Here is a 23,185-nt window from a genome sequence, read left to right as displayed (position 1 = left end):
AAATGCCCATTATTTCCGCAACCGGGATATCCAAGAAATACTCGCTACGAGACCAGCAGACGCGCCGCCGGGGCCTGGGAGCCCTGATCCGCGAAATCGTCGGGCCGGCTGAGGCCACTTCGGATTCGGTCGCGCTTTCGGAAGGCGAATTCTGGGCATTGCGGGATGTGGACCTCTCGGTGTCCTCGGGCGACACGCTCGGTGTCATCGGCCTGAACGGGGCGGGCAAGACGACGCTCATGAGCCTGCTGGCCGGGGTGGTCAAACCGGATACGGGCAGCGTTGTTCATAATGGCGATGTGCAGGCCGTGCTGAGCCTGGGCGCCGGCATCAATGCCAAGTTGACCGGCCGGCAAAATGCCGAGAGCGGTGTTGCGTTGCGGGCCACGTCGACCGAGCAGCGTGAGGAAATGATTGCGCGCATCGAGTCCTTTTCCGAACTCGGGGAGTTTTTCGACAGTCCGGTTGGCTATTATTCCAGCGGCATGAGGGCGCGGCTCGGCTTCGCTATCTGTATCAGCGCGACACCGCAGGCGATCCTGATCGATGAGGCGCTCTCGGTCGGCGACGCGTCATTCAAACAGAAATGCCTGCTTTATCTCGAGCAATTGCGCCGCCGCGGCGTCGGCATGGTGATGGTTTCGCATTCGATGACATCCATTCGGCAGTTCTGCGATTCCGCGATCTGGGTGCATGATGGCCAGATCCGGGCGCGCGGGCCGAGCGGCGAGGTCGTGCATGAATACCTCGAATTTGTGGAGCAGAGGCAGTCCAGCTCGCTGGCGGCGCCGGCGCCCGCGAGACAGGGTGACAAACCCCTTCTCCCGGTCGCCGATCGTGCAGCGGCCACGGATGCCAGCCCGATCAAGAGCGTGACCGGCACGGCGTTCAATGCCTCGGAGGCCAGCCCGGCAGTGCGCACGCTCGGCCCGGTCGAGCGTGAACTGCATCTGTCTGGCCAGCCCGGCGAATGGATCCGTCCGAATATCACCGCGACCGAGGTCAATGAGTTATACGGCCGGCAAAGAGCCGAGCCGGGCGTCGATGAATTCGCGGCGGTCATGCTGGTCAATGGGCAGCCCACCAATGAAGTGCGTCCGCATGAGTGCGTGGAGATCGAATACCGTTTCCGTCTGCGCGACCCGGCGGCCAATCTCAACGTATCGCTGGTCTTCCACAAGGAAGGCAGCGGCCGGCTCGCGACCATCTCGACGCTCAACAAGGATTTGCTCAAGGGGCTGGACACTGATGGCCTGGTTCACTGCAAGGTGCGTGTTCCGGACATGGTGCTGGCACCCGGCGACTATGTGGTCACCATCTCGATCCATGATGGCAAACCCTATTTGTGGCGCGATGTGATTTTGGCCTTCCGCGTCCGGACCTCCGACCTGCTGACCTGGGGCGATGTCAATATGCCTTACAGCTATGAGGTCTATACGGCTGTCGATCAGGCCGATGCAGAATAGGCGATCGTCCAGGCCGGCCTGCCGGCCCTGGAGGCGCTGGTGAAGCTGCTCGTGATGTCGCACGCGGCGGACCGGACCGGTGCCCCGCGGAGCGCGCTCCTCCTGGCACAGGAATGGGTTCGTCTGGGTCTGGATGTCCGCATTCTCCTGCGCCGTGACGGGGTATTAAGGCCCGACTTCGAAGCCGTTGCGCCGACAGAAATCTACCGCGCTGACCCGGCGTTTGGCGTGCGCGATTTCGGCGCGATGACGCGAGAGGGCGATGCTGTCCTGGCATTGAAATGCTTGCGGAACCCGGGCCGGCCCTATTGCCGCTCCGCGTCCGAACGGCATCACGTCAACACCCTGGCCGATCAGTATCGCGATTGGGGGGCGGATGCGATCTATGCCAATACATCGCACTGCGCGGACATGATTGAACAAATCGGGTTGAGCCTCCCGGTGCTGACACATGTCCGGGAGATGGCGCCCAGCCTTCTGGCGCTCGACACCCGCCGGCGTCAGCATCTCATCGCGGGCGATGGGCCGGTCCTCGCTGTGTCTGAACGCGGCCGGTCTGACCTGGTCGAGATTGGCGTCGCGGCTGCGCGTATTGCGATCGAGCCGCCGGCGGCCGCTGTGCCGGACAGGGCCGGCCTCGATGCGCAGCGCACTGATGTGGAGCGCGAACTCGGCCTCTTGCCCGGTGACCGGTTGATAGCGAGCGCGGGCACGGTTGGCCCACGCAAGGGGGCAGATCTTTTCATCAATGCGGTGCAGCACGTGCTTGAGCGGTCGACCGGGCCGGAGCGGATCGTCGCGGTCTGGCTCGGCGAGGGCGCCTGGCTGGAGGCCTGCCGTGCCCGGGTCGCCGCAGCGGGGCTGGCAGGTCGTATCCTGCTTCCCGGTGCGGTGGCCGATGTGACACCGGTCCTTCGCCGGGCGGAGCTTCTCCTGTGCTGTTCGCGTGAAGACCCGTATCCGCGGGTTCTGATCGAAGCGGCGCTGACCGGTGCGCCGAGCATCGCCTTTGCCGGGACGGGCGGAGCTGAGGAATTCATTGCGGAATTCGACGCTGGCTGGCTGGTCCCGGCCTTTGACATCGGCGCCATGGCCGCGCAGGTCGGGGCCGCACTCGCAGCGCGGCAGGGGCCGGATGAGGCGCTGGCGGGCCGCGTGGCAAGCGAGCGATCGGTCCAGAAGAGCGCGGCGCGGCTGTTGGGGCATCTGCAAGACCTGGTCGGGGGGGATGCATGGCGCGATTAATCACTCATAGCACGCCCGCCTGCGTGGCCAGCGCAGCAGCCGATGCGATCGTGCGGGCTGTCAATCGGCACCAGGGGCACCGGTTCAATCTGGCCCTCTCGGGAGGCTCGACACCGCCGCTGATCTTCCGGCGGCTCCGCAGGCTGGCGGGCCGTGGCTTCGCGCCTGAGCGGTTGCACCTGTTCTGGATCGATGAGCGCTGTGTTCCCATTTCGCACCCGGACAGCAATGCCGGCAGCGCCCGGAAGCATCTCGGAAATATCTGGGATGCCGCCGATGTCCGGATCATGTCCGGCGCCTTGCCTCCGCCGGACGCTGCCGAGGCCTATGCCCGGCGCCTGCACTATTTCGGTGGGGCGCACGCCTTCGATATGGCCCTCGTCGGACTTGGCCCCGACGGCCACGTCGCCTCGCTCTTCCCCGGTACCGACGCATTGGAGGCGGGGGGGAGTGTGGCTGTTGGCCAGGCGCCGTCCGGTGATTACAGGATATCGGTCACCCTGCCGGTCTTGCGCTCGGCCCGCTCACTCCTGGTCGTCGCCTGTGGTGCCTCGAAAGCCTGGGCCGTGCGCGAGGCGCTGACGGGCCGGCCTGTCTCGCCCTTCGCACGGGCCTGTTCCGGTCGCCCCCGCGTCGAAATTCATGCCGATGCGGCCTGTTCGCGGGCGTTGTGAGTGGATCGCGCACCCGGGCGCGTTTGATGCTTTCGCTGCGGTGCGCAGACGCGCTGAATCCAGTCGCTTGCAGCCCGCCGGGTCGATTGATCATTTAATTTTATGCAGATAAACTTGCCGGTGAATCAATCAATTGGAGAGTTCGAATGGCTGGTATGGAGGACGTCAAGAGTTATTATGTATTCACGACGCACAAAGCGGCGTCGAGATTTATTGATGCCTTGATGCGAGACATCGCAATCGGGACTGGACTGGAGCTGCACGCCCCTACGCATCCAAACTTCCCACGCGAAAAAGAACTCGAACTGGACCCAAGCAAGCTAAAAGTTACCGGCTTGATCGGAACGCTTAGATATGCATTCTTGCCGCTTGATTTTGAAGATTCTCAGGTCGTTCTTCATCTCCGGGACCCTAGAGATGTACTGGTCTCTCTGTTTTTCTCACATAAATACTCGCATAGTCGGAGTAGTGAAGGGTTTAATCCTTCGAGCGACTTATTGAGTGAGATCGACAAGGGTATCGATAATTACGTTCTCTTTAGAGCGCCGCAGTACCTGGAGCGCTATAAATTCTATATCGACAAGATGCTGGACAAGGATAACGTGACTTTCTCAAAATATGAGGAGATGGTCCTTGACTTTGAGGGGTGGCTGCCGAAATTCCTTGAGCCATTCCCGTTGAGAGACCGCAAGGCGTTCATCGCCACGCAAATGAAGAAGCGCGCGGCGCAATTCGTTCTGGACGGGACTGAGGATGTCACGGCTCACAAGCGCAAGGCGGTTCCCGGCGACCACAAGGAAAAGCTGACGCCTGAGACAATTGCGAAGTTGAATGGGATTTTCGCGGGCCCGCTGGCCCGCCTGGAATACGATATCTGATGGCCGATGCAGGGCTGCGGCCGTGAGGACGTGACAGGTCTTCTCGGGGTTCTCGTGAGATGGTTCCTGAGGCCTTCGAGGGGCCAGACCCGCCGGTTAGCATGCGTTAGACCTAGCTGATCGGGGCCTCGGTCGGCACAGGCCAGGCCAACCTGCGGGCGGGGCCAGTGTGTGGTCGGCCTCACCTCATTGCCTTTGCCTTTTCAACTATATTCCATCATGGCTGAAGCCGGGTTCAAGTGAGTTTTTCTGGAGCATTTCCGACCGGCGTGCCTTACGGTTTGTCACCGTGGCGCGCCACTCGCTGCAGCTTGGCATGTCGCAGGAGTGTGCCCTCCACAACAGAATATGCCATGCCCTTAGAACTGAGGGATGTTTGAATTTGCGCGTGATGACGCGCCCGAGAAACCGCTTGCAAGCGCCGTTTTGGTGGCGGCTCGTTCGATGATACTGTTGCCCTGTTGAATCGCGACAAGCTCGTGGTCGGTGTCACCGAGGAGATGAGCAGCACGATGCGTGTGATCGCCCGGGTCACGGGTTTCTCGGATCTCGACGTACCTCACGCCAATGTCTCGAAACAATTCTCGGAATTCAATGTGGATGAAGATCGTGTTGCCGAGGCGACGCGGATCCTGGCCGAGAAGAATCCCCTCGATATTCGCTTGTACGATCACTTCAGGGATGTGCTGCTGGAAACCGGCGTCTAGTTCTTCCCGGGCCGATTCTCCCGGCCACTACGCTGTCAGGGTCTTGAAAAGCGGGGATTGCCGACAATTAACCCTGTTGATTTCAGGCCATTTTGCGCTAACAAGTCACCATCATCCATAATCGATTACCCCTAACCCTTGAAAGGGAACTTCATGAGCATGGAATCTAGCAATCTGGGCTGTCCTGAAGCCGTCGCCTACGCACTGATGCTGCATATGGCTGCCGTCGAAGGCGTGTCCCTGGCCGGTGGCGAAAACTCCGCCAGCAAGAAATGGATCACGAACACCTATGCCAAATGCCTTCAGCTCGTGAAGCAGCAGAAATCCGACTGACGATATCGGTCCCGGTCGGCGCCTCGCCTTCGCGGCGAGCGCCTGACCGTTATTTCCCTGACCGTCATTTCCCTGGCCGTTATTTCCCTGGCCGTTATTTCTACGGGCCCAGCTCGTTGCTTTTGAGCAGAAACCTGCAGGTTGAAGTCGTCCCGTGACCCTAATTGCCATGATCCCGGCCCGTATGGGCAGCCAGCGGCTCAAGAAGAAAAATCTCGCGCCATTGGCGGGCATCCCGCTGATCCGCCGGGCTGTCCGGCGCTGTCAGGCCGCCGGCTGTTTTGACCGGATCATCGTCAATTCGGAGAATGTGGAATTTCGCGACCACGCGATCGCCGAGGGTGCCGAGTTTCACGAGCGTCCGGACTGGCTTGGCGGCCATGATGCGACCAGCGAGGATTTCGTTGGTGAGTTCATGCGCGCCCATCCGAGCGAGCGTCTGTACCAGGTGCACTCCATCGCCCCGTTGGCTTCGGCCGACCATATCCGCCGGTTTGTCGAATTTGCCGAGGCGGGCGAGCTGGATACCGTGCTCAGTTGTGTCGAGGAGCAGATCGAATGTGCCATTGCCGGCAAGCCGGTGAATTTCACATTCGATTCCAAGACCAACTCTCAGGATTTGCGCGCCCTGCAGCGTATCACCTGGAGTCTGACCAGCTGGACACCATCGATTTTTCTTGAGGCGCAAGACGCCGGCCGGTGTGCGACCTATGCCGGGCGTGTGGGCATAATGCCCTTGGATCGCTGGTCCGGGCATGTCATCAAGACGCAGGAAGACTTGGATATCGCGGAGGCCTTGCTGAGCCATCTCGGCGACGGTCCGCAATTCGGCGGCTGAGCGAGCGGGCGCGTCTGGCCTGACGTCCTGGAAGGACAAGGTAATGGTATTGAAGATCGGGGTCGTCGGATTCGGCAAGATGGGGCGAATCCGCAAGGCGACACTTGATGCGCGCAGCGATGCCCGTGTCATTGCGCTGGCTGACCCCTATGCCGACATGTCTGACCAGCAAAGTGTCAGCCTGCACACCGATTGGGAAGACCTGCTCGAGGAAGACATTGATGCCGTCGTCATCAGTTGTACCAATGAGCTGATCCCGACTGTCGCGGTTGCGGCACTGGCCAAGGGCATTCACGTGTTTTGCGAGAAGCCGCCGGGGCGCAATCCCCAGGATGTGCACCGGATTCGCGATGCGGCGCTGCAGCACCCCGAGCTGATCGTCAAATTCGGCTTCAACCACCGCTATCATGAATCCGTGGAGCAGGCGCGCCGCCTGGTGTCCTCGCAGAGCCTCGGTAAAATCCTCTGGATGCGCGGTGTCTACGGCAAGGCCGGCGGCCCTGAATTCGACAAGAACTGGCGCAATGAGCCCAGCCGTTCCGGTGGCGGGATCCTGCTGGATCAGGGCATCCACATGATCGACCTCTTCCATGATTTCTGTGGCACGTTCACAGACGTGAAGAGTTTCGTGACCAGCCAGTACTGGAATATTCCGGTCGAGGACAATGCCTTCGCCCTGTTGCGCAATGATGAGGGCCAGGTTGGCGTTATCCACTCTTCGGCGACCCAGTGGCGCCACACATTCCGCCTCGAGATCTTCCTCGAGAAGGGGTTCCTGACCCTTGAGGGCATCCTCTCCTCGACCATGAGTTACGGCAAGGAGACCCTGATCGTCGCGCGCAATACGTTTGACGAAAACGGCTATCCGCTGCCCAATCCCGAGGAGGTGATCAGCTTCTTCGCCGATGATCGGTCATGGGAAAAGGAAATGACGGAATTCGTGACCTGCGCCCTGACCGGCGATGCCATCAGGATCGGCACGGTGCAGCAGGCGGTGGATGCGATGGAGGCGGTCTTCGCCATTTATGGCGCCGACAAGAGCTGGAACCAGTCCGGCGAGTGTGAGCAATCGGCATGAAAACATCGGTTCTGATCGACGAAATGCGCCTCGCCGAGGTCCGCCCTGACCAGGTCGCCAAGCGTTACGAGGAATTGCGCCGGGCCGAAGCGGCCCACCTGCTGCAAAACCCGTCGACGCGCTGGGTTGGCCGCGCCACGCCGACCCGCTCCTGCAAGCCAGGCCCGGCTTTCATGTCTGATGGTCTGAGCTTCCATCACTGTCCCGATTGCGGCTCGATTTTCGCCTCGCCAGTTCCGGTCCAGGAAGAGCTGGACCGCCTGGCCCGCGATGGCGAGGCCGCCCGTTGGCGCCGCGATTATTTCGGTCAGCGGTTTTCGGAGAAGCAACGCCAGGCGATTCATGCGCCGATCGTTCGCTGGGCCCAGGAAGTGATCGACGAATACGGCCTCACCGAACCGCGTACCGCGCTGGTCGGCAATGATGAAACCGGGCTCGCGACCTCGCTGAACGCGAATGGGCGACTTGGCCAGATGGTCTTGACCGAGCGCGTCTCGGGCCAGCCGGCGCCGGACGGTGCCGTGGAGATGGCCGCATCGGAGCTCAGCGCCGCTGCGTTTGACCTGGTGTTCGATATGGGCTCGCTGGAGCGGGTTGCCGATCCCGAACGCCGCCTCGCACTCTGGTCGGAACTGGTTGCGCCCGGTGGTTTTCTGGCGATCACCACAAGCATGGCCAGCGGGCTGGAATACCGGGTTCTGGGGCCCAAGGCCGCCAGTTTCATCGCGCTCGACCGGCTGACGCTCTATTCGGTTCCCGCCCTCACCGAACAACTCGCCCTGTTCGGCTTCGAAGTGGTCGAGTTCTCGACCCCGGGACGGCTTGATGTCGAAGTACTCGAACAGGCTTTCGCCGATGGTGCGCCATCGGATGATCCGCTCGATTTCTGGACCCATGCGCTCAAACATGGTGGCGAGGACTTCAAGACCGATCTGCAACGCCTGTTGCAGCGACACAGATTCTCATCCTTCGCGCGCGTGCTCGCCCGCAAGGTGGGCTGATTTATTTTTTGAACCTGAAGGCAGTAGCACACCATGACCAAAGGCAAGATCCTCCTTGGACCGTCGAGCTTCGGCGCCGCAAGCCCGGCGCCCGTCGCGCTGTTGCAAGCGGCCGGCTATGAGGTCGTCGACAATCCGTTCAAGCGGCGTTTGACACGCGAGGAATTGCTGGGCCTGCTGCCGGGGATCAAGGGGTTGATCGCCGGCCTTGAGCCACTGGATCGCGATGTCCTTGAGAAGTCCGAACTGAAGGCGCTCGCCCGCGTCGGCTCCGGCATGTCGAATGTGGACATGCCCGCGGCCCAGGATCTCGGCATTCACGTCTCCAGTACACCGGACGGGCCGACCCTCGCGGTTGCCGAGCTGACGGTTGGCTGTCTGATGAATCTTCTGCGCCAGACCTCCGCCATGGACCGTGCGATGCGGGCTGGAGACTGGGACAAGCGCATGGGCCGCCAATTGCGTGACCTGACGATCGCCATTGTCGGTTACGGCCGGATTGGCCGGAAAACCGGCGAACTTTTCTCGGCGCTTGGCGCAAAGATCCAGATCGTCGACCCGTTTGTCGACGCGGCCAGCGTCTCGGCACCGGTGGTCTCGCTGGAACAGGCCCTGGAAGGTGCTGATGCCATCGCGCTGCATGCCAGTGGCGAGACCTGCATCATCGACGCCGCGGCCTTTGAGCGTATGAAGCCGGGCATGTTCCTGCTCAACGCGGCGCGTGGCGAACTGATCGACTATGATGCCCTGTTCCCGGCCCTGGGGGATGGCCGGGTAGCCGGTATCTGGGCGGATGCACATCCGCAGGAACCCTATAAGGGAAAGCTGCTTGAATTTGATCAGGCGCTGCTGACCCCGCATATCGGGTCCTACGCCCTGGAAGGGCGCATCCAGATGGAACTCGACGCAGCGCAAAACCTGCTCAACGACCTCGACAAGGCCTCCTGATGGCGGCGACCGGCGACCTGCGCGCCGTCCTCGCGGCCGCCGAAGATGCGGCGCGCGCAGCCGGACAGGCCCTGCGTGAGGGTGGCGGAGCGTTTGAGGGGGTCGAGCGGTCCGAGGGGCGGGACATCAAGCTGAATGCCGATCGTGCCGCTGAACGCCTGATCATTGACCGTCTCACGGCCCTGATGCCCGCGCCGATCCTGTCCGAGGAAACGGGTTGGACGGCCGAGGCCGGCGACAAGGTCTGGGTCGTCGATCCGCTCGATGGTTCGGCCAATTACAACCGCAATATCGATCTGTGCAGCGTCTCGATCGCCTGGGTCGAGAATGGCCGCCCGGTTGCGGGCGTCATCTATGAATTCCTCAGCGACCGCCTGTATAGCGGCGCGATCGGCCTGGGCACGCGCCTCAATGGCGAGCCCGTCAGTGTCGCCGGTCACACCCGCACCCAGGACTCGATCCTGTTCACCGGGCTCGCGATCAATCGTGATTTCAGTGCCGAATCCCTCGGCGCCTTCGCCGCCGGTTTCGCGTGCTGGAAGAAAGTCCGGATGATCGGTTCGGCCGCCACCTCGCTGGCCTATGTCGCGCGTGGTGCTGCGGATGCCTATTTCGAGGACTCCATCATGTTCTGGGATGTTGCAGCCGGATGCGCGCTGGTCGAGGCAGCCGGTGGCCGGGTCTCGATTGTTGGAGATTCAATGGACAAGCCCGTCAGCGTACATGCGGATAATGGCAAGCTCTGGACCCTTTGACCCACAGCTGATCGCGGATGCGCTCGGCACCGCGCGTGCCGGGCGCCGGCCATTCGATCCGCTGGTGCGGTTCGGGTCGCTGGACCTTGCGGCGGGCTATGCGATTGCGGCGCGAAGCCGTGATCCGGCCGGTGCCGCGGCCTTCAAGCTGGGAGGCACCACCCAGGCGACGCGCACCGCCTTTTCGGTATCGCGAGCCTATGCCGGTCCGCTGCGCGGCGATCAATTGATTCACGCCGGGCAGGCCCTGCCGCAGGGCCTGGTCAATCCGGTGGTCGAGCCTGAAATCCTGCTCGCCTTTGCCGTCCCGTTTGCGCCGCAGACCGGGCGCCGGGACGAAGACGCGCTCCGGGCCGCCCTGAGCTGGGTCGCGATCGGCCTGGAAGTGCCCGCGACCCCGGTCATGGGCCTGCCGCAGACCGGTGTGGGATGGTTGCTCGCCGATTGCTGCGCCGCTGGGGCCCTGGTCATCGGAGAACACCTGCCGCCCGAACAACTGGATGTGCTGTCGCAGGCGCGTGTCAGCCTGCAGGTCGGCGACCAGTCATCGGAAGGCGCCGCTACGCGGCTGCTGGATGGCGCGCTTGGGGCTGTCGCCGATATATTGAGTGTGTTTGGCGAAACCGGCTGGACCGTGGCTTCAGGGGTTCCGTTCGCAACGGGTGGCCTTGCCCCGGCACTGCCGATCGCGAACGGGCAGACGGCGCGCGCTGGATTTCGTGCGCCGGGGATTGAGTTGTCGATATCGACCAGCTTGTGCGAAGAAGGTTGAGCGGGGCAGACCCGGTTTAGTCAGGAGAAGCGGTGCATGTGCGGAATTGTTGGCGTAACCGGTAATCTCAAGGCCCGGGATATTTTGATGGAAGGTCTCCATCGGCTCGAATATCGCGGCTATGATTCCGCCGGCGTGGCGATGATGGACAGCTCCGGCACCGTCCGGCGCGCCCGGGCCGCCGGCAAGGTGGCCAATCTGGGCGCCGAACTGAATGATGAGATCACCGGTCAGACCGGGATCGCCCATACCCGATGGGCGACGCACGGCGCGGCGACGCGCGAGAATGCACACCCCCACACGGCGGGACGGGTGACGCTGGTGCATAATGGCATCATCGAGAATTACAAAAGCCTGCGGGTTGAACTGGCGGCGCAGGGCCGTGAATTCTCCAGCGAAACCGATACCGAAGTCCTCGCACACCTGCTCGATTCCGCGCTGGCCAGCACGGGCGATCCGCGCGCGGCCCTGCTGGAGACGCTGGGCAAGCTCGAAGGGGCGTTCGCCTTCGCGGCCATTATCGAGGGTGAAACCGAATTATTGCTGGGCGCCTGTCGTGGCGCGCCGCTGGTGGCCGCGACGGGGCCGTCGAGCGGTTTCCTCGCATCGGACATCATGGCGATTACCGGTGCGGCCCAGACCGTCATCTATCTGCATGAGGGTGATGCGGTGATTGTTCGCCTGAACCAGGTCGAGGTCTTTGATACGGCCGGCCGGCCGGCCAACCGTCCGGCTGCCCCGGCTCCAACCTCGCTCGTCCTCGCGGAAAAGGGCAATTACCGCCACTTCATGCAGAAGGAAATCTACGAGCAGCCCGAAGTTGTCGGCCATACGCTCAGCGGTTATCTCGACCCGGTCGCCGGCGAGGTTCGCCCGCGGGAGGGGATTGATTTCTCGGCTGCTTCACGGCTGCTTATCGTTGGGTGTGGCACCGCCTCCTATGCCGGCCAGATCGCCGAATACTGGTTCGAGGCGCTGGCCGGAATTCCGGTCGAGGTCGATATCGCCTCCGAATTCCGCTACCGCAAACCAGCCTTCATGCCCAATGACGTGGCGCTCTTCATCTCCCAGTCCGGCGAAACCGCCGACACGCTCGAAGCCATGCGGATGTGCAAGGCGGCCGGGCTGACGACGATCGTGCTGGTCAATTCACCGCTGTCCACGATGGCGCGCGAAGCTGATATCGTGGCTCCGACCATGGCTGGTCCGGAAATCGGGGTCGCCTCGACCAAGGCCTTTACCTGCCAGCTCGCCTCGCTGGCGGCGCTGGCTGTGCTTGCCGGAGTTCAGCGCGGCCGGATTGATGCGGCCGAACAGGCCAATCATGTCACCCGTCTGATGGGTATTCCCGGACTGATGGCGCAGGCGCTGCGGATCGAAGACCCGATCAATCACCTCGCCAGTGAGCTCGCCCAGGCCTCGATCGTGCTCTATCTCGGTCGCAATGAATTCTTCCCGATGGCGATGGAAGGAGCGCTCAAGCTCAAGGAAATCAGCTATATCCATGCGGAAGGCTATGCCGCCGGCGAACTCAAGCACGGCCCGATCGCGCTCATCGAGGATGATGTGGCGGTGATCGTTATCGCGCCCTATGACGAACTTTTCACCAAGACCCGCTCGTCGATCCAGGAAGTGCGCGCCCGCGGTGCCCGGGTGATCGCGATTACCGATGATGTCGGCGCTGCCGCGCTGGACGGCGAGGCGAGTGCCATCATCACCCTGCCGCGGGCCGAAGGCCTGGCGGCGCCGCTGGTGGCAGCGGTGGCGGTGCAATTGCTGGCCTATTATGTCGCGGTTCACAAAGGCACGGATGTCGACCAGCCGCGCAATCTGGCGAAATCTGTGACGGTAGAATAGCGAAATCTTTCGTGACTTTATCGGTGCGGTGCCGCGGTCTATAGGGCGCTCAGTGTCTATGGCGTGCGGCGATTTGCGCTCACGCATTATCCAAATTCGGGAAGCCCCATGACCGACATGATCCCCTTCATCGACCTCAAGGCCCAGCGCGGACGCATCGGTGCCCGTATTGATGCCGCCATCGCCAAGGTCCTGGATGATGGCCGCTATATTCTCGGGCCGGAAGTGGCCGAGCTGGAAGCCGGTCTGGCGCGCTTCAATGGTGAGGGGCGTGCCCTGTCCTGCGCCAATGGGACCGACGCCATCCTTATCCCGCTCATGGCCTGGGGCATCGGGCCCGGCGACGCTGTCTTCGTGCCGAGCTTCACCTTTGCCTCGACCGCCGAAGTCGTGGTCCTGGCCGGCGCATCGCCGGTCTATGTCGATATCGATCCCGACACCTACAATATGTCGCCCGCCAGCCTGGCTGCCGCGATTGATGCCGTGATGGCCAAGGGCGAATTGACCCCGCGAGCGGTGATCGCTGTCGATCTGTTCGGCCAGCCGGCGGATTATCCGGCGCTGGCGAGACTGGCGCGCGCGCATGATCTGAAGCTTATCGCCGATGGCGCCCAGGGCTTTGGTTGTACGCTCGACGGCCAGTCGTCACTGCACTGGGCCGATGTGCTCACCGTCAGTTTCTATCCGGCCAAACCGCTGGGCTGTTATGGCGATGGCGGCGCGGTCCTGTGCAAGGATGACGGCCTCTATGACTTGATGAAGTCGGTCCGCGTGCATGGCGAGGGCCGGGAGCGCTATGAATACGCGCGCATCGGCCTCAATTCCCGCCTCGATACCATCCAGGCCGCGGTCCTGATCGAAAAATTGCGCGTTTTCGGTGAGGAGATCGAAATGCGCCAGCGCGTTGCCGATCGCTATGCCGCCGGGTTTGGCAATCAGGTCAACTGGCCGCGCGTGCCCGCCAATGCGCGCTCGACCTGGGCCCAATACACGATTGAAGTGGCTGATCGCGATGGTTTCCGGGCCCATCTCGCGGCAAAGGGCGTGCCGAGCGCGATCTATTATCCGATCCCGCTACACCTGCACGAGCCGTATGCGCCTTACCCGGTTGTGCCAGGCGGCTTGCCAGTGACCGAAGCGGCTGCCCACCGTGTCGTCTCATTGCCGATGCACCCGGACATGTCGGATGCGCATATCGACCAGGTGATCGAAGCCGTGTTGAGTTATCCAGCCGCCCATTCCTGAGTGGCGGAACCTGAATCGGTTTGAATTTGATCGCGCTAACGGGTGGTATTTGCGCGCGACCTGTCCTAAATCGCGCTGATACGGTGCGCGCCCGGCTTTTCCTGCATTTAGAGCGTATCGGCCAGTGAGGACATGATGAGTACGATCCAGGAGAGCGTCCGCGCCTATGCGCAGCGATTTCAGAGCGCCCGGCACCGGGAACGCCCGCTGTCGGCCCACCTCAAGGCGCTGGAATCCGAAAGCATGCACATCATGCGCGAAGTCGCGGCCGAGTTTGAACGCCCGGTGATGCTGTATTCGGTCGGCAAGGATTCCGCCGTCATGCTGCATCTGGCGATGAAGGCCTTCTATCCGTCCCTGCCGCCTTTCCCGCTTCAGCATGTCGACAGCACGTTCAAGTTTCGCGACATGATTGCTTTCCGCGACGCGATCGCGGCCGAGCTGGGTCTCGAGATCCGCGTTGAAATCAACCAGGACGGCGTCGATCGCGGCATTAATCCGTTCGATCACGGTTCCAATTTGCATACCCAGGTGATGAAGACCGAAGCGCTGCGCAGCGCGATGACCCGGCACAAATATGATGCGGCCTTCGGCGGCGCCCGCCGCGACGAGGAAAAATCGCGCGCCAAGGAGCGGATATTTTCCTTCCGCGACGGCAATCATGGCTGGGATCCGAAAAACCAGCGGCCCGAGCTGTGGCGCAACTACAATACCAAGATCAAGCAAGGCGAATCGATCCGCGTGTTCCCGCTGTCCAACTGGACCGAGCTCGATATCTGGCAATACATCCTGGAAGAAGACATCCCGATCGTACCGCTCTATTTCGCGGCCCACCGGCCGGTCGTCGAACGTGATGGCCAGCTGATCATGGTCGATGATGAGCGCCTGCCACTCGCCGAGGGCGAGACGGCCGATCTGCGCCTGGTCCGTTTCCGCACGCTCGGTTGCTACCCGCTTACCGGGGCTGTCGAATCCGGCGCCACCACGCTTGAGGAAATCGTGATCGAGATGCTGACGGCCAGCACGTCGGAACGCTCGGGCCGACTGATCGATCATGATGAGTCCGGTTCGATGGAGAAGAAGAAGCGCGAGGGTTATTTCTGATGGAAAACCAAGAAACCCGCGCCGCAGTGATGGAGCGCCTGACCCAGTCTGGCGGCCATGGTGTGCTGCGCTTTTTGACCTGCGGTTCCGTTGATGACGGCAAGTCGACCCTGATCGGCCGTCTGCTCTACGATTCCAAGCTTCTGTTCGAAGACCAGCTTTCCGTTCTGGCACGCGACAGCCGCAAGCATGGCACGGTCGGTGAGGAGATTGATTTCGCCTTGCTGCTCGATGGCCTCGAAGCCGAACGCGAGCAGGGCATCACGATTGATGTCGCCTATCGCTATTTCGCCACCGAAAAGCGCAAATTCGTCGTCGCCGATACGCCGGGCCACGAACAATACACGCGCAATATGGCGACCGGGGCTTCAACCGCCGATGTCGCCGTGATGATGATCGACGCGCGCAAGGGCGTGCTCATCCAGACCCTGCGCCATACCTACATCGCGCGGATGATGGGCATTCGCCACATCGTGCTGGCGGTCAACAAGATGGACCTTGTCGAGCATTCGCGCGGTCGTTTCCATGAGATCGTAGCCGAATACATGAAAAGTGCCGAAGACCTCGGCTTCGAAACCATCACGCCGATCCCGATGTCCGCACGCTTTGGCGAAAACGTGACCGTGCGCAGCGAGACCATGTCCTGGCACACCGGTCCGACCTTGATCGAACACCTGGAAGGGCTTGATATCTCCGCGGATATCGAAAATGAACCCTTCCGGATGCCGGTTCAGTGGGTCAACCGGCCCAATCTCAATTTCCGTGGTTATTCCGGTGTTGTCGTGTCCGGGTCGATCAAGCCGGGTGATGCGATCATCGTGGCAAAATCGGGCACGGCCGCCAATGTCAGCCGCATCGTCACCGCCGATGGCGATCTCGATGAGGCTGTGGCGGGCGATTCCGTCACCCTCGTGCTCAATCACGAGATGGATATTTCACGCGGGGATGTGTTGTGCGCGGCCGAAGAGCGGCCTGAGGTGTCCGACCAGTTCGCGGCCGAAATCCTGTGGATGAACCAGGATGACCTCCTGCCCGGGCGCTCCTATTTGCTGAAGATCGGCACCGCGACGACACCGGCGACGATTTCCTCGCTGCGTCACCGGGTCGACGTCAACACCTATGAGAAACAGCCCTGCCGCAAGCTGGAAATGAACGGCATCGGCATGTGCAATGTCTCGACGGCCCAGCCGATTGCCTTCGACCCCTATCACAAGATCCGCGATATGGGCGCCTTCATCCTGATTGACCGCTTCACCAATCAGACGGTCGGTGCGGGCATGATCGAGTTCGGCCTGCGCCGGGCATCGAACATCCATCATCACGCGATGACAGTGACCAAGGCGGCCCGCTCCCAGATCAAGGCCCAAAAGCCCGCCGTCCTGTGGTTCACCGGCCTGTCAGGCGCCGGTAAATCCACCGTCGCCAATCTGGTCGAACAGAAGCTGGCCGTCGCCGGTCATCACACCTATTCGCTCGATGGCGATAATGTCCGTCACGGCCTCAACCGCGATCTCGGCTTCACCGATGAAGACCGCGTCGAGAATATTCGCCGGATCGGCGAGGTCGGACGCTTGTTTGTCGAGGCGGGCCTGCTGGTGACCTGTTCCTTCATTTCGCCCTTCCGCTCGGAACGGCAAATGGTGCGCGAGCTGGTGGAGGCCAATGAATTCATCGAGGTCTTCGTCGACACGCCGCTCGAGGTCTGCATCCAGCGCGACCCGAAAGGCCTCTACAAGAAGGCCAAGGCTGGCGAGATCAAGAATTTCACCGGCTTCGACAGTCCCTATGAAGCGCCGGAAGATCCGGAGCTTCGCATCGATACGAGTGAGATTTCGGCCGAAGACGCCGCCGACCAAGTCGTGGCCTATCTGCGCGAGACCGGCCGGCTCGGCTGATATTTGCCCAGCCATCACCGCATAAAAAAGGCCGGGCGTTGCGCCCGGCCTTTTCTCTGTCTGTCTGTCCGCTGCGCCCTCAGGGCCGCACGCCCCAGGCGACGAAGGCGCCATTGAGGAATTCGGTTTCGGTCTTGGCGTAGAGGAAGGGCTCGCCGTCGGGCAGAAGCACAGCGCCGCCCGCTGCATTGAGCACGGCATGGCCGGCCCCGGTATCCCACTCACGCGTCGGGCCGAAGCGTGGATAGACATCCGCCAGTCCTTCGGCGATGAGGCAGAATTTGAGCGAGGAGCCGGCGGAGGTGCGCTCGGTCACACCGGCAGCATCGGCGAAGGCCAGGGTCTCGGCATCGGCGTGCGAGCGGCTCATCACGCCGGTCAGGCCGCCAGCCGGTTGTGTCCGCGTGCTGATCGGGGCGAGCGTGTCCGCGACGATGGCGTCGCCCGCTTTCAACGGACCGGCCCAGGCTTTCGTGCCGCCGATATAGATGCGCTCACGGGCCGGCGCGTAGACGCAGCCCGCAGTCGGGACGCGGTTTTCGATCAGCGCGATATTGACGGTGAACTCGCCATTCTTGTTGATGAATTCCTTGGTGCCATCGACCGGGTCAACCAGGACAAAGGTCGAGCCGACATCGGGCCGGAAACCGGCCGAAAAGCTCTCTTCGGCGAGCACGGGAATGCCCGGCAGCAGTTTTTCCAGCCCGGCGAGAATGATCTTCTCGGCGACTTCATCGGCGTCGGTGACGGGTGAGGCATCATCCTTGTCGCGCGCGGCGAAGTCGGAATTATAGATTTCCATGATCGCCAGTCCGGCTTCGCTGCAGAGGCGGCCGAATTCGAAGGCGAGGGCGTTTTTGTCGTCAATCAGGGACATGGGGACTCCGGGAGTGATCAGAAATGCAGGATGGACAGCGTGGCGATAGCGGCAATGGCGTAGGCGATGAGCACGACGCTGCCAAGGCGCAGAAAGTGGGAAAGCCGGTATTCGCCCGGCGTCAGCACCATCAGATGGGTCTGATAGCCAAACGGCAGCAGGAAGCTCGCGCTGGCGCCAAATGCGGTGGCGAGGACAAAGGCCTCGGCTGGCAGGGCGAGCTGGAGCGCCGTGCCGAGTGCCACCGGCAAGGTGATCAGGGCGGCGCTGGCATTGGAAAATAATTCGGTCATGAACCAGGCCAGCATGAAGATCGCCGCGAGGGCGGCCCAGTGAGGCAGGCCGACGACCTGGTGCGCGATGAAATCAGCCAGCACGGTCGAAGCGCCTGATTGCTGGATGACCTGGCTGAGCAGGACAGCGCCCCAGAGGATGATGACAAGCTCGAACGGGAAGATCCGCTTGGTCTCACGCGGCGATATCCAGCCGGACAGGACGCAGAGTGCGGCCATCAGGAAGGCGGCCAGGGCGAAGGGGATCAGCTGCAGGATCGCGACAAGAATGAAAATCGCGAAGGCGCCGCAGAGCAGGGCGCTATTGCGGCGGCTGAGCGGGACCTGGCCGGGATCCTCGACATCGAGAATATGCAGATTGGTGCGCAAATTCTCGCGCGAACGAAAATCCGGACCGGCCGCCAGGATCAGGCTGTCGCCGATCTTGAGCCGGATTTCGCCGAGCTTGCCGGACAGGCTTTCCTCGCCGCGCCGCACCGCCAGCACGGAGGCGTCGAAGCGGGCCCGAAAATCGGCCTCTTTCAGGGTGCGCCCGACCAGGACTGAATTGTGTGCGATCACGGCGTGAAACATCGCCCCCAGGGCATTGGGTTGCGGCGAACCGTCGATCGACAGGCCGTTGATCGCGTGCAATTCGCCGACATGGGCGAAATCGCCGACGAAGATCAGGCGGTCCCCGTCCTCGATCGACTGGCTGGGGCTGACCGGTGAGATGATGCGTCCGTGCCGGACAATTTCCGCGAGGAAAAACCCTTGCAGATGGCGCAGCCGGTTCTCGCCGACATTGCGGCCAATCAGCCTGGAGCCGGGATTGACCCGCGCCTCGACATAATAGACCGCCTTGTCCGCATCGCTCGCCCCTTCGGGCCGTTTCAGGATCATCGGCGCGGCCAGGACCAGGGCCGCAAACACGGCCAAGGCGACCATGGCGCCGGGCAGGGCGAAATCGAGCACGTTGAGATGCAGGCCGTGACGCGCCGCCTCGCCGACCACCATCAGGCTCGCACTGGTCCCGAACGGGGTCAGCATGCCGCCGGCCAGTGCCATATAGGAAAGCGGCAGCAGCAGGGCGTGGGCCGGCAGGCCCGGATGGCGGCTGGCCGGTCCCATAAAGGCCCCGACCACGGCCGTATTGGGCGTGAAGGCGGAGACCAGGCCGGTCAGGCCGAGAAAACGGATCAGGCTGGCGCGCATGCCCAGCTTGGTGCGACCGAACAGGGCCTGGCCGATTCCGGGGATCTTGGTCAGCGCGACCGCGACAATGACCAGGCTGGTCACCGCGATGATCGCCGGCGAGGTGATCGCCGTGACGGCATCGGTGAAGCTGACCCGCCCGGTGATGATGATACCGATGATGAAGCCGGCGAAGGCGCGCGTGGTCCCCACGCGGCCTGACAGAAGCGCCAGGGCGAGCATGGTAATCAGCGCAAAATCAATGATGCTGGCGCTCAATTGTCCCCCAATTCCCGCCATTGCGTCCTGTCCCGGCAGTCGTAGCGTATCGCGGGCACAATCCAAGCCCCGGCCTGCAATTTCGGGCTCGCGGGATGGCGCCGCGCTCATCGCGATACTGGGCCTTGGCCGGCAAGAGTGGTAACGGTGCGCTCTCTTGACCCTGGCCATTTGTGCGGACCCGCCACATGACACTTTCAGAAACGGCACCGGACCGGCCGATTGCGGATGTTGCGGTGCTGATTGTCGCCTATCGCAGCCGCGCGACGCTGGACCAGTGTATCGCAGCGCTGGCCGCGCAGACCGTGATGCCGCGCCAGGTCTTCGTGCTCGAGAATGGATCGCCGGCGGGCGAGCGGATCGATGCGGCCAGGCTGCCCGATTGGGTGAATTTCGTTGCAAGCGAGGACAATCTCGGTTTCGCCGGCGGCAATAACCGGCTCGCCGGAATGGCCGATAGCGAATGGCTGGCCCTGCTCAATCCGGATGCCTTCGCCCGGTCGGACTGGCTGGAGCAATTCCTGGTCGCCACGGATCGTTATCCGGATATCTCGCTGTTCGGTTCAACCCAGTATGCGGCCAATTTTCCCGGCCTGCTCGACGGTGTCGGGGATGTCTATCATGCGACTGGCCTGGCCTATCGCGCCGGCTATATGCGCCCCGTCGCCCTGCTGCCCGATGATGGGGAAGTCTTTGCGATCTGCGGCGCGGCGGCCTTCTGGCGCCGGTCGGTGTTTGACGCGCTGGGTGGATTCGACGAGCGTTTCTTCTGTTACAATGAGGATGTCGACCTGGCCTACCGGGCGAAGCTGCAAGGCTATCGGGCGGTCCAATTGCGCGATGCGGCCGTGGAACATCTCGGCTATGCCTCATCGGGACGGCGGTCGGAATTCGCGACCTATTATGGCGTGCGCAACCGGCTCTGGGTCTTCATGAAGAATACGCCGGGATGGCTGTTCTGGGTGTTGAGCCCGCTCCATGCCGGCGTCACGGCCTTGCTCTGGCTCTCGGCGGCCCGCTTCGGCCAGTTCACCGTGTTTGGCCGCGCCCTGCGCGATGCCCTGAAGGGGCGCCATGAGATGATGGCCTCGCGCCGGGACATCCAGCACGCGCGCGTCACCAGTCCATCGACGATTGCGCGCGCGATGAGCTGGAATCCGGCCCGCCTGCTGACGCGTGCGCCGGATGTACGGCCGATGTCCGCCGCTCGGCCCGGCCCGTCAGACTAGTTGTCCGGGCAATCGGGCAAGCGCTCCAGCGCGGTCAGTTCGACGCGCTCGAGATCGATCGTATTGCTTTCGAAACCCCAGTCCGGCCAAAGGCCGATATAGCCGAATTCCCAGCTGCAGACCGAGGACGCGGCCTCAAGGGTGAAAGTCTCGAACTGATCGCCGGTTTCGACATGTTCGCCGGCATTCTGTCCGACCCCCGGGGCGAAGAAATTGAGCCTCACGCCCGGCGCGCCAAATTCCGGGGCGGTGCGAACAGTAAAGCGCAGACGGACACGCCGGCCCTGGATCGCCTGGACTTCCCCCGGTGTCAGGGTGAAGAAGGCACCGGCGGACTGGATGCCGTCAAACGGGCCGCGTACGGCATCGATACGGGCGAAAGTCTCCTCGCCTTCGCGCAGGATGCGGGCGGTCAGGCCATTGCCGGTCGTGATGGCGTTGAGGCTGTCGCCTTCGAACAGGATCCCGTCGGTCAGGATTTCCTCGGGCGAACGAACAGAGTTGTCGCCATAGCTCAGGGCGCCAGCCACCATTCCGGCGGCGGCCAGGGCTGCGATCGGGTAAAAGGCCCAGTCGGGCAGGCTGTACATCGAGATTTCTGACCTGAAGAAGCGGCGGAACACGGTTTCACTGTTTGGCGCGGATGCCTGGCCGGGTCAACGCTATCATCCGGGCTTGCACCGGGCGCCTGGCTGCGGATATTGGCCTCGCTTTCGCCCCGATCCGGTGCGACAAAACCGGGCATTGATCACCAGAGTCAAGGCGCGGGGCGACAAACTTGAGAGAATACTTGAACTTTGACGCAACGCAGCGGATTCTAGAGGCATGACGTCGCAAGCCAATTCCGCTGATGATCCCTTGCTGGCGGCCGTGACACGGCTCAACGGGGCATTGGCGCGCATTGAAGGGCAAACGAAGAAATTGCGGGGCCGCGTCGAGCGCGCCGAGTCCGCCGCGATTGGCGCGCGCGACAGCGATGATGACCGGGCCCGCCTCGCCGATGCGCTTGATACGGCCAGGGCGCGCGAGCAGGCCCTGCAACAGGTTGCGCAGGAGACGTCGGAAGCGCTCGACCGGGCGATCGGGGAATTGCGTCTGTATGTAGACGAGGAGGTCTAGTCGGCTATGTCCAAGGTGGCAGTCACGCTCAATGGTCGGGTCTATACAATTGGCTGCGAAGAAGGCCAGGAGGCCTATCTGCGCGAGCTGGGAGGCTATCTCGACAGCAAGGTCACGGTGATGGCCGACCAGGTCGGGCAGATCGGTGATTTGCGCCTGGCCGTGATGGCATCGCTGATCGTGGTCGACGAGCTGAAAGATGCCGAGCGCCGTATCGAGACGCTGGAAGCCCAGCTCAACCAGCTCCGGTCCGAAAGCCAGGGCTCCAATAGCGAGTATGGCGAGGAGCGCCAGCATCTGGCCGATCACCTGCTGAAAGCGGCCCAGCGCCTCGAGGCCCTGGCCGCCAGTCTCGACTTTCCCGAACCTGACCTCGATGCCGGTGAGGCGCCGGCGTCTGAGCAGAAGATCCGATTTGCAGACGCGCGCCCTTGAGCTGGACGCCGTTAGGCCTCACATAGGATCCCGGCGGTTATCTGCAGCGTGCGATGGGGCATAAATCCCACGGACCGTACATCACCACGAGGGAGCTGCCTCTGCTAGGGACCCTGGTCCTCTGTAAGCGGCGCCCACCTGCACCGTCGGGTCAGTGGGGATTTACATGTCTTGCCGGCGCAGGTGGAGACCCGCCACATGAATTTGCAAGCGCTCAAGGATGAGCTGAGGCGGCGCGCCCTCGCGGCGCGCCGGATCGCCCACGAGGCGGCCCCCGATGCCGGTGAGCGGCTGATCGATCAGTTCCCGTTTGAATTATTGGCGCCCGGAGCGGTGGTGTCAGCCTATTGGCCCTTGCCGGGCGAAATTGATCCACGCCCGCTGATGGCCGAGCTGTCGGCGCGCGGCGCACGCCTGGCCCTGCCGGTGATTGTGGCGCCCGGTGCGCCCCTGATCTTCCGCGCCTGGAAGAATGGCGACGCGCTTGAGCCGCGCGCCTTCGGACTGATGGAGCCGCCTGTCGACGCGCCGGAACTCATTCCGGATATTCTCCTGGTTCCCCTGCTGGCGATCGATCCGGACGGCAATCGGCTCGGCTTCGGGCGCGGCTATTATGATCGCACGCTCGCAGGGCTGCGGGCGAAGGGCGCTCCGGTGGCGGTCGGGCTGGCCCATGAGGCGCAGATCGTGCCGGCAGTGCCTGTGGATGCGTTTGACCAGCCACTGGACCGGGTGGTGACGGAGGAGCGCGGACGTGTGATTCCGGAGGCCAGCTAGCCCACTTATCCCCCACCACCCACAACTATCCCACGTCATCCCGGCGGACGCCGGGACCTCGACGCGACAGGGTCGGAGCCTATGAAATCGAGGTCCTGACTTTCGTCAGGATGACGAGTTTTTGGTGATGTTATCCCCGCCCCCTCCGGCCGCGCTTATGCTTCAGCTGTTCCGGTCGCACGGGAGGCGTGAGCTCAGTCATTTGCG

The 23,185-nt window shown here is 62.7% G+C and carries 23 protein-coding genes and 1 other RNA gene; 21 read left to right on the top strand and 3 right to left on the bottom strand.

Annotation, left to right across the window (positions count from 1 at the left end):
* The first annotated feature begins 2 nt into the window (after window positions 1–2).
* The 16 genes from ACN0YJ_RS12490 (at window position 3) to cysN (ending at window position 16,796) form a co-directional block, all read left to right on the top strand.
* Entirely contained in the window at window positions 3–1,466 is a 1,464-nt protein-coding gene (locus ACN0YJ_RS12490) for an ABC transporter ATP-binding protein (RefSeq protein ID WP_417496387.1), read from the top strand.
* Window positions 1,467–1,505: 39 nt separating this feature from the next.
* Window positions 1,506–2,711, top strand: coding sequence for a glycosyltransferase (locus ACN0YJ_RS12485; RefSeq protein ID WP_417496386.1), 1,206 nt, complete (start codon window positions 1,506–1,508; stop codon window positions 2,709–2,711).
* Window positions 2,699–3,385, top strand: a complete 687-nt coding sequence (gene pgl / locus ACN0YJ_RS12480) for a 6-phosphogluconolactonase (RefSeq protein ID WP_417496385.1) — start codon at window positions 2,699–2,701, stop codon at window positions 3,383–3,385. The genes ACN0YJ_RS12485 and pgl overlap by 13 nt, the downstream gene beginning before the upstream one ends.
* 146 nt (window positions 3,386–3,531) lie before the next feature.
* Window positions 3,532–4,263 carry a sulfotransferase domain-containing protein gene (locus ACN0YJ_RS12475; protein ID WP_417488825.1) on the top strand — a complete coding sequence of 244 codons (732 nt, stop codon included), beginning with the start codon at window positions 3,532–3,534 and terminating at the stop codon, window positions 4,261–4,263.
* A gap of 461 nt (window positions 4,264–4,724) precedes the next feature.
* The gene (locus ACN0YJ_RS12470) at window positions 4,725–4,970 is read left to right on the top strand and encodes a hypothetical protein (RefSeq protein WP_417496384.1); all 246 of its coding nucleotides are present in this window, start codon (window positions 4,725–4,727) and stop codon (window positions 4,968–4,970) included.
* Window positions 4,971–5,123: 153 nt separating this feature from the next.
* Window positions 5,124–5,303 carry a hypothetical protein gene (locus tag ACN0YJ_RS12465; protein WP_417478119.1) on the top strand — a complete coding sequence of 60 codons (180 nt, stop codon included), beginning with the start codon at window positions 5,124–5,126 and terminating at the stop codon, window positions 5,301–5,303.
* A gap of 154 nt (window positions 5,304–5,457) precedes the next feature.
* Window positions 5,458–6,141 (top strand): cytidylyltransferase domain-containing protein, encoded by a 684-nt coding sequence (locus tag ACN0YJ_RS12460; protein WP_417496383.1) that lies wholly within the window; start codon window positions 5,458–5,460, stop codon window positions 6,139–6,141.
* Window positions 6,142–6,184: 43 nt separating this feature from the next.
* Window positions 6,185–7,219: a Gfo/Idh/MocA family protein gene (locus ACN0YJ_RS12455; protein WP_417496382.1), complete on the top strand. Its 1,035-nt coding sequence runs from the start codon at window positions 6,185–6,187 to the stop codon at window positions 7,217–7,219.
* The gene (locus tag ACN0YJ_RS12450) at window positions 7,216–8,220 is read left to right on the top strand and encodes a methyltransferase domain-containing protein (RefSeq protein WP_417496381.1); all 1,005 of its coding nucleotides are present in this window, start codon (window positions 7,216–7,218) and stop codon (window positions 8,218–8,220) included. The genes ACN0YJ_RS12455 and ACN0YJ_RS12450 overlap by 4 nt, the downstream gene beginning before the upstream one ends.
* Before the next feature lie 33 nt (window positions 8,221–8,253).
* The gene (locus ACN0YJ_RS12445) at window positions 8,254–9,168 is read left to right on the top strand and encodes an NAD(P)-dependent oxidoreductase (RefSeq protein WP_417478123.1); all 915 of its coding nucleotides are present in this window, start codon (window positions 8,254–8,256) and stop codon (window positions 9,166–9,168) included.
* On the top strand, window positions 9,168–9,923 hold the full coding sequence (locus ACN0YJ_RS12440) for an inositol monophosphatase family protein (protein WP_417478124.1): 756 nt from the start codon (window positions 9,168–9,170) through the stop codon (window positions 9,921–9,923). Before ACN0YJ_RS12445 ends, ACN0YJ_RS12440 begins: the two co-directional genes overlap by 1 nt.
* The gene (locus ACN0YJ_RS12435) at window positions 9,901–10,695 is read left to right on the top strand and encodes a hypothetical protein (protein WP_417478125.1); all 795 of its coding nucleotides are present in this window, start codon (window positions 9,901–9,903) and stop codon (window positions 10,693–10,695) included. Before ACN0YJ_RS12440 ends, ACN0YJ_RS12435 begins: the two co-directional genes overlap by 23 nt.
* A 36-nt stretch (window positions 10,696–10,731) precedes the next feature.
* Entirely contained in the window at window positions 10,732–12,552 is a 1,821-nt protein-coding gene (glmS, locus tag ACN0YJ_RS12430) for a glutamine--fructose-6-phosphate transaminase (isomerizing) (RefSeq protein ID WP_417478126.1), read from the top strand.
* A gap of 108 nt (window positions 12,553–12,660) precedes the next feature.
* Complete coding sequence (locus ACN0YJ_RS12425; protein ID WP_417478127.1) at window positions 12,661–13,797, top strand: DegT/DnrJ/EryC1/StrS family aminotransferase; 1,137 nt, start codon at window positions 12,661–12,663, stop codon at window positions 13,795–13,797.
* Window positions 13,798–13,932: 135 nt separating this feature from the next.
* Window positions 13,933–14,901, top strand: coding sequence for a sulfate adenylyltransferase subunit CysD (gene cysD, locus ACN0YJ_RS12420; protein ID WP_417478136.1), 969 nt, complete (start codon window positions 13,933–13,935; stop codon window positions 14,899–14,901).
* Window positions 14,901–16,796, top strand: a complete 1,896-nt coding sequence (gene cysN, locus ACN0YJ_RS12415) for a sulfate adenylyltransferase subunit CysN (protein ID WP_417478128.1) — start codon at window positions 14,901–14,903, stop codon at window positions 16,794–16,796. The genes cysD and cysN overlap by 1 nt, the downstream gene beginning before the upstream one ends.
* Window positions 16,797–16,875: 79 nt before the next feature.
* Here the strand turns inward: cysN and cysQ are convergent, their stop codons facing one another.
* On the bottom strand, window positions 16,876–17,673 hold the full coding sequence (cysQ, locus tag ACN0YJ_RS12410) for a 3'(2'),5'-bisphosphate nucleotidase CysQ (RefSeq protein WP_417478129.1): 798 nt from the start codon (window positions 17,671–17,673) through the stop codon (window positions 16,876–16,878).
* A 17-nt stretch (window positions 17,674–17,690) separates the two neighbouring features.
* Window positions 17,691–19,439 (bottom strand): SLC13 family permease, encoded by a 1,749-nt coding sequence (locus ACN0YJ_RS12405; RefSeq protein WP_417488829.1) that lies wholly within the window; start codon window positions 19,437–19,439, stop codon window positions 17,691–17,693.
* Between the two features lie 167 nt (window positions 19,440–19,606).
* On the opposite strand from ACN0YJ_RS12405, the gene ACN0YJ_RS12400 reads away from it, so the two are divergent.
* Window positions 19,607–20,647: a glycosyltransferase family 2 protein gene (locus ACN0YJ_RS12400; RefSeq protein WP_417496380.1), complete on the top strand. Its 1,041-nt coding sequence runs from the start codon at window positions 19,607–19,609 to the stop codon at window positions 20,645–20,647.
* Here ACN0YJ_RS12400 and ACN0YJ_RS12395 read toward each other — a convergent pair.
* Window positions 20,644–21,237 (bottom strand): hypothetical protein, encoded by a 594-nt coding sequence (locus ACN0YJ_RS12395; protein ID WP_417478132.1) that lies wholly within the window; start codon window positions 21,235–21,237, stop codon window positions 20,644–20,646. The genes ACN0YJ_RS12400 and ACN0YJ_RS12395 overlap by 4 nt on opposite strands.
* A gap of 235 nt (window positions 21,238–21,472) precedes the next feature.
* Here ACN0YJ_RS12395 and ACN0YJ_RS12390 point away from each other — a divergent pair, with 235 nt between their 5' ends.
* The 4 genes from ACN0YJ_RS12390 to ACN0YJ_RS12375 all read left to right on the top strand — a co-directional run bounded on the left by ACN0YJ_RS12390 (window position 21,473) and on the right by ACN0YJ_RS12375 (window position 22,978).
* Window positions 21,473–21,766 (top strand): DUF4164 family protein, encoded by a 294-nt coding sequence (locus ACN0YJ_RS12390; RefSeq protein WP_417478133.1) that lies wholly within the window; start codon window positions 21,473–21,475, stop codon window positions 21,764–21,766.
* Window positions 21,767–21,772: 6 nt separating this feature from the next.
* Window positions 21,773–22,201: a cell division protein ZapA gene (locus ACN0YJ_RS12385; RefSeq protein ID WP_417478134.1), complete on the top strand. Its 429-nt coding sequence runs from the start codon at window positions 21,773–21,775 to the stop codon at window positions 22,199–22,201.
* A 35-nt stretch (window positions 22,202–22,236) separates the two neighbouring features.
* A non-coding RNA gene (ssrS, locus tag ACN0YJ_RS12380) (6S RNA) lies at window positions 22,237–22,395 on the top strand.
* A 4-nt stretch (window positions 22,396–22,399) separates the two neighbouring features.
* Window positions 22,400–22,978: a 5-formyltetrahydrofolate cyclo-ligase gene (locus tag ACN0YJ_RS12375; RefSeq protein ID WP_417488833.1), complete on the top strand. Its 579-nt coding sequence runs from the start codon at window positions 22,400–22,402 to the stop codon at window positions 22,976–22,978.
* Window positions 22,979–23,185 lie beyond the last annotated feature (207 nt).

It is taken from the genome of Maricaulis sp. (genome assembly GCF_048270095.1).
Lineage (GTDB): Bacteria > Pseudomonadota > Alphaproteobacteria > Caulobacterales > Maricaulaceae > Maricaulis.
This window is presented reverse-complemented; position numbering and strand designations above follow the sequence as displayed.

Excerpts from the sequence above, each read along its gene's own strand:
- ACN0YJ_RS12445 (WP_417478123.1), top strand. The coding sequence starts at position 8,254 with ATGACCAAAGGCAAGATCCTCCTTGGACCGTCGAGCTTCGGCGCCGCA.
- ACN0YJ_RS12375 (WP_417488833.1), top strand. The coding sequence starts at position 22,400 with ATGAATTTGCAAGCGCTCAAGGATGAGCTGAGGCGGCGCGCCCTCGCG.
- cysN (WP_417478128.1), top strand. The coding sequence starts at position 14,901 with ATGGAAAACCAAGAAACCCGCGCCGCAGTGATGGAGCGCCTGACCCAG.
- ACN0YJ_RS12435 (WP_417478125.1), top strand. The coding sequence starts at position 9,901 with ATGGCAAGCTCTGGACCCTTTGACCCACAGCTGATCGCGGATGCGCTC.
- ACN0YJ_RS12400 (WP_417496380.1), top strand. The coding sequence starts at position 19,607 with ATGACACTTTCAGAAACGGCACCGGACCGGCCGATTGCGGATGTTGCG.
- ACN0YJ_RS12405 (WP_417488829.1), bottom strand. The coding sequence starts at position 19,439 with ATGGCGGGAATTGGGGGACAATTGAGCGCCAGCATCATTGATTTTGCG.
- ACN0YJ_RS12450 (WP_417496381.1), top strand. The coding sequence starts at position 7,216 with ATGAAAACATCGGTTCTGATCGACGAAATGCGCCTCGCCGAGGTCCGC.
- ACN0YJ_RS12440 (WP_417478124.1), top strand. The coding sequence starts at position 9,168 with ATGGCGGCGACCGGCGACCTGCGCGCCGTCCTCGCGGCCGCCGAAGAT.
- glmS (WP_417478126.1), top strand. The coding sequence starts at position 10,732 with ATGTGCGGAATTGTTGGCGTAACCGGTAATCTCAAGGCCCGGGATATT.
- ACN0YJ_RS12455 (WP_417496382.1), top strand. The coding sequence starts at position 6,185 with ATGGTATTGAAGATCGGGGTCGTCGGATTCGGCAAGATGGGGCGAATC.
- ACN0YJ_RS12425 (WP_417478127.1), top strand. The coding sequence starts at position 12,661 with ATGACCGACATGATCCCCTTCATCGACCTCAAGGCCCAGCGCGGACGC.
- ACN0YJ_RS12390 (WP_417478133.1), top strand. The coding sequence starts at position 21,473 with ATGACGTCGCAAGCCAATTCCGCTGATGATCCCTTGCTGGCGGCCGTG.
- ACN0YJ_RS12385 (WP_417478134.1), top strand. The coding sequence starts at position 21,773 with ATGTCCAAGGTGGCAGTCACGCTCAATGGTCGGGTCTATACAATTGGC.
- ACN0YJ_RS12465 (WP_417478119.1), top strand. The coding sequence starts at position 5,124 with ATGAGCATGGAATCTAGCAATCTGGGCTGTCCTGAAGCCGTCGCCTAC.
- ACN0YJ_RS12395 (WP_417478132.1), bottom strand. The coding sequence starts at position 21,237 with ATGTACAGCCTGCCCGACTGGGCCTTTTACCCGATCGCAGCCCTGGCC.
- pgl (WP_417496385.1), top strand. The coding sequence starts at position 2,699 with ATGGCGCGATTAATCACTCATAGCACGCCCGCCTGCGTGGCCAGCGCA.
- ACN0YJ_RS12490 (WP_417496387.1), top strand. The coding sequence starts at position 3 with ATGCCCATTATTTCCGCAACCGGGATATCCAAGAAATACTCGCTACGA.
- cysD (WP_417478136.1), top strand. The coding sequence starts at position 13,933 with ATGAGTACGATCCAGGAGAGCGTCCGCGCCTATGCGCAGCGATTTCAG.
- ACN0YJ_RS12475 (WP_417488825.1), top strand. The coding sequence starts at position 3,532 with ATGGCTGGTATGGAGGACGTCAAGAGTTATTATGTATTCACGACGCAC.
- cysQ (WP_417478129.1), bottom strand. The coding sequence starts at position 17,673 with ATGTCCCTGATTGACGACAAAAACGCCCTCGCCTTCGAATTCGGCCGC.